The 3,940-nt window shown below is 55.7% G+C and carries 4 protein-coding genes and 1 pseudogene; 1 reads left to right on the top strand and 4 read right to left on the bottom strand.

The features are described from left to right. Positions 1-100 precede the first annotated feature (100 nt). From QMX91_RS29515 to gspH (QMX91_RS29500), 4 genes and pseudogenes are all read right to left on the bottom strand, one after another. Positions 101-709: a prepilin-type N-terminal cleavage/methylation domain-containing protein gene (locus tag QMX91_RS29515; protein ID WP_282413802.1), complete on the bottom strand. Its 609-nt coding sequence runs from the start codon at positions 707-709 to the stop codon at positions 101-103. Next, entirely contained in the window at positions 706-1,158 is a 453-nt protein-coding gene (gene gspH, locus QMX91_RS29510; RefSeq protein ID WP_282413801.1) for a type II secretion system minor pseudopilin GspH, read from the bottom strand. The genes QMX91_RS29515 and gspH (QMX91_RS29510) overlap by 4 nt, the downstream gene beginning before the upstream one ends. Positions 1,159-1,682: 524 nt before the next feature. Further along, positions 1,683-2,858, bottom strand: a complete 1,176-nt coding sequence (locus QMX91_RS29505) for a hypothetical protein (protein ID WP_282413800.1) — start codon at positions 2,856-2,858, stop codon at positions 1,683-1,685. A gap of 331 nt (positions 2,859-3,189) precedes the next feature. Beyond that, positions 3,190-3,489: pseudogene (gspH, locus tag QMX91_RS29500) on the bottom strand (type II secretion system minor pseudopilin GspH); the annotation flags it as partial. 133 nt (positions 3,490-3,622) lie between these two features. On the opposite strand from gspH (QMX91_RS29500), the gene QMX91_RS29495 reads away from it, so the two are divergent. After that, the coding region (locus QMX91_RS29495; RefSeq protein ID WP_282413799.1) for a general secretion pathway protein GspC at positions 3,623-3,940 on the top strand (318 nt) is incomplete at its 3' end.

Raw genomic sequence — 3,940 nt, 5'->3', positions numbered from 1 at the left:
GGGCTTGCTCGCGAAGGCGTCCACTCAGCCAAATCACCATCAACTGACCCACCGCATTCGCGAGCAAGCCCGCTCCCACAAGGTTATGCAGTGATGCTAGCTACTGCAACGGCCCCATCACCTGCCGATACCGCTCCACCCCCTGCGCCGTCTCCCGCGTCAACCGAACCTCCAACCCCAACGGATCCTCCCGCCGATTCCCACTTAACTGCCGCCAACCCTTATCCACCTCCCAAACCCGCACCTGCACATCACTCACCCTATCCAACACCGCCACCCCAGCCCCCGGCGCCGGCAACGGATAACGACTGCGCGCCTCAGCCACCGCCCGATACAACGTATCCCCCTTGACCCACCAACGCACCCGCTGCAAAGCCCCAGGCTGATCCGCCGCACTTCGAATGATATCCAACCGAAACCCCTTGCTATCACTGCTGCGCACCGTCAACGCAGGGGGCGCACTCAGCGGCTCATCATCCACGCCAACCTTCTTCGGCTCACTCAACTCCACACCCGCACGCATATCCACATCACGCTGCAACTGATTCAACGCCCGCAACAAACTGTCGCTCTGCTCACTGCTCGCCTGCAAATGACTGTCCGCCCGCGTCACACTGTCCAGTCCGCGCCACGCAATCAAACTGACCACCGCCATCAGCAGAATCGCAACCATCACCTCGATCAGGGTAAAGCCCCGTTGATCGCTCATTGCACACTGATCCTGCCATTGGCATCGCGCAGCACACTCAGCCGATTGAGCCCATCAGACAGGGTCAATTGCAGCGGCGGGTTGATCCACTCGGCGTTAAGCACCACCTTCTGCTTCGGCTCCACCCGCACCTCCAGCTTCGGACTCTGCCAGGTGCGCGGCCGCAACTGCGGGTCATCCTTGAAATGCTCAAACCCCCGACCACTGTCACTGCGCCGACTGAAGCGAAAGCCCTTGCCATCACTCACCCACACAATCGGCCGACCATCCGCCCGCGCCTCCGCCTGCGCCACCTGCAGCAACTGCGCCACACGCTCAGCGTCCTTGCGCAGCAACTGCAGCGGATCCGGCTTAATACTCAGACTGATCGCCGCACTGGCAATCCCGATGATCACCAGCACCACCATCAACTCGATCAGCGTAAAGCCCTGTTGCTTGCCCACATTCATCGGTTGCGCGCTCCGTTGCGTCCTGCCCCGTCCCAAAAAAACATCCTGCACGGCCAACATGTAAGACGTGTGAAATAAAACCGTGAGAATTGCCGCGTAGCCTGTCAGCAGGGACTAAAAGGAGATTCAGCCCATGATGCTCACCACCCGCATTTCACCCATCCAGATCTCGTCGGGCTAGGTGTTAATGCGACGGAATGCTCAAGCTGATTGATTTGAGACTCAACGGTCTATTGGATGACGGGAGTGGTGACTGTGTTGAGCGCTTCCCTAAGATGATGATGGGAAAAGTCTAACGGCCACCTTGAGAGCACTAGTCGGGTTGATTGCAGTTCATATACGCAGCGAATGCAGCATTGATTTCGAAAAAGGCGGAATTATGCGAGCCATTCGCGGCAAGCAATCGCGCTTGGTGAGTCGCTAAGCGTGCAGTGCAGTGCAGTGCAGTGCAGGGCGGGGAGCACTCTCCGCACCGCACCGGTGCTTCACCCTTTATTAACGTCGAGCGTACGCAGCACTTCGTATCAAAATTGAATGTTTGGTAGCTTTATGTTCACTCTAACCTTGCGGATCTCATTCGCGATGAATCGTGCATCTTGCAATAGCGGCTGCCCCGGGATGTACCAAGGTGGTGTCTCCGAGTTACTGTCTGAAAAATTGTAATACCGGGTGCTCTCGTCTGTATCCCAGAAGGACATTTCCTCGTAGTTAATTTCTCTCTGCCCGAATGAAAAAAAATGCTCATGATCAAGAGTACTCACTAGGCGTTTGATCATGCCCTCGAGTCGGTTCAAGTATTTGTACGCTTCAATACGCGCCTGAAAAGTTACGATGTGGTTAAGTGTTTTGAGTCCTTCGCGCTTGCTGACCCCATCCAGACTTTCGCACTGTGCTAGCGCAGGTTTGACCCTTCGAGCCATGTCACGCGTTTGATCCATCAGTTCGAGAAAATCCCTCATTCCATGGATTGTTGAGGAAGCAACTTTCTCCGTTGCGCCCAGTGAGGCAATGGCAACGGCATCCAACGATTGAGTCAGAACATTGATCGCATCCAAGACTCTGGGAGATTTGCCACCTCCACCAGGTGGTAACGAACACTCCATGGTGCTGGCGGCGCCGATCACGGACTTGAGATCAATGCCGTTTAAATTATGGTATTGAGGGTGGGCCAAGTGAAAACCCCACTTCCATGCCAAGAATAAGTCCGTACAAAGGATCGATTTAATCTCCGGCCAGTTCAGTACATACAGCTTTGGAAGTCGTGCCGCGGGCAGCATGGGAGGCACCTGTCCGGGGTACGCCTCATCCTCTAAGGCAGCGTTGTGCTGGGCGACGAATGTGCTCACCGTTTGGTTTGTTTCCTCGAGTGACGTGACTATGAAATGCGCGGTGAGAGGTGCGTGGTAGCCTCTCAACGCGGTAAGTTCTTTTTCAAGATGTCCCTGATTGAATTTTTCGACGCGCTTGCATTGCATTGTCGCGTGGGAGGAATGGTCGAAAATGTCCACGCCGTTCTGAGTGTCACCGTTTTTTCCGTATCCGGACGACACCCAGTAATTGGCAGTCGGCCGACGACCTATACTGTATTTGTATTGCACTAACGGAAAAGCATCCACGCAGAAGCTCTGGAATTCTTGCCACGTTCTGGGTGGCGAAATACCTCGGGTTTGATCCGATGCTGCTGTGATAAGTGTATTCATGGCTTTGTTTCCATCCATGGTGTAAGAGTATTTTTGCCAATGATGGCTCAATAGTGGCGCTGTAGGTTATCACCACTTTGTCTAATTGAGAGCCTTAGTTGTACGAAACAAACCGTGGATTTTCATTTTTTTGAACGAGCGGCGAGGCTAAAGGGGCCCGGCAGTGTACGAGTCTCGGTGTAGTCGCCGTCTTAAGCTACAGCTACAGTCTTCCGGATTACGCGACATCGATGTGTTCCAGCACCGGATTCACCGCCAGCTCTGCGATCATCATAAGGAAAAGGGGAGACATTTATTTTTCTGTAAATGAATACACCTTCCCTATTCAGTACCAGGTGCGCGGCCGCAACTGCGGGTCATCCTTGAAATGCTCAAAACCCCGACCACTGTCACTGCGCCGACTGAACCGAAACCCCTTGCCATCGCTCAGCCAAACAATCGGTCGACCATCCGCCCGCGCCTCCGCCTGCGCCACCTGCAGCAACTGCGCCACCCGCTCGGCGTCCTTGCGCAGCAACTGCAGCGGATCCGGCTTGATACTCAGACTGATCGCCGCACTGGCAATCCCGATGATCACCAGCACCACCATCAGCTCGATCAGCGTAAAGCCCTTCTGCCTGCACCGGTTCATCGAATGCGCACTCCCTTGCGTCCAGCCCCGTCCCAAAAAAACATCCTGCACGGCCAACATGTAAGCCGTGTGAAATAAAACCGTGAGAATTGCCGCGTAGCCTGTCAGCAGGGACTAAAAGGAGATTCAGCCCATGATGCTCACCACCCGCATATCCCCCCCGCAAACCGTCCAGGCCCTCGCACTGCTCGCCGCCCTGGTCGGCGTCGCGACCTGGTCGTCGCTACTCCTGACCAGCGCCGAATCCCACACCCCACCAGCCCCCCCGCAAATGCTCGCGACGCGCAGTGACAGCCCGGCGTTGCAGTGGTTTTCCAACCAGACGGCGCCGGTGGATATCAAGGTGAGCGGGGTGATGGCGGGGAGTCGCGGGGCGGTGGCGATTTTGAGTTTGAACGATGGACCACCGAGGAGTTTTTTACAGGGGGAGAGGGTGGGGCCTGGGGTGAAG

The sequence above is a fragment of the Pseudomonas sp. PS01299 genome (assembly GCF_029960145.1).
In the GTDB taxonomy this organism is placed as follows: Bacteria; Pseudomonadota; Gammaproteobacteria; order Pseudomonadales; family Pseudomonadaceae; genus Aquipseudomonas; species Aquipseudomonas putida_A.
The sequence above is the reverse complement of the archived record's forward strand: the minus strand, read 5'-3'. Positions and strand labels throughout refer to the sequence as shown.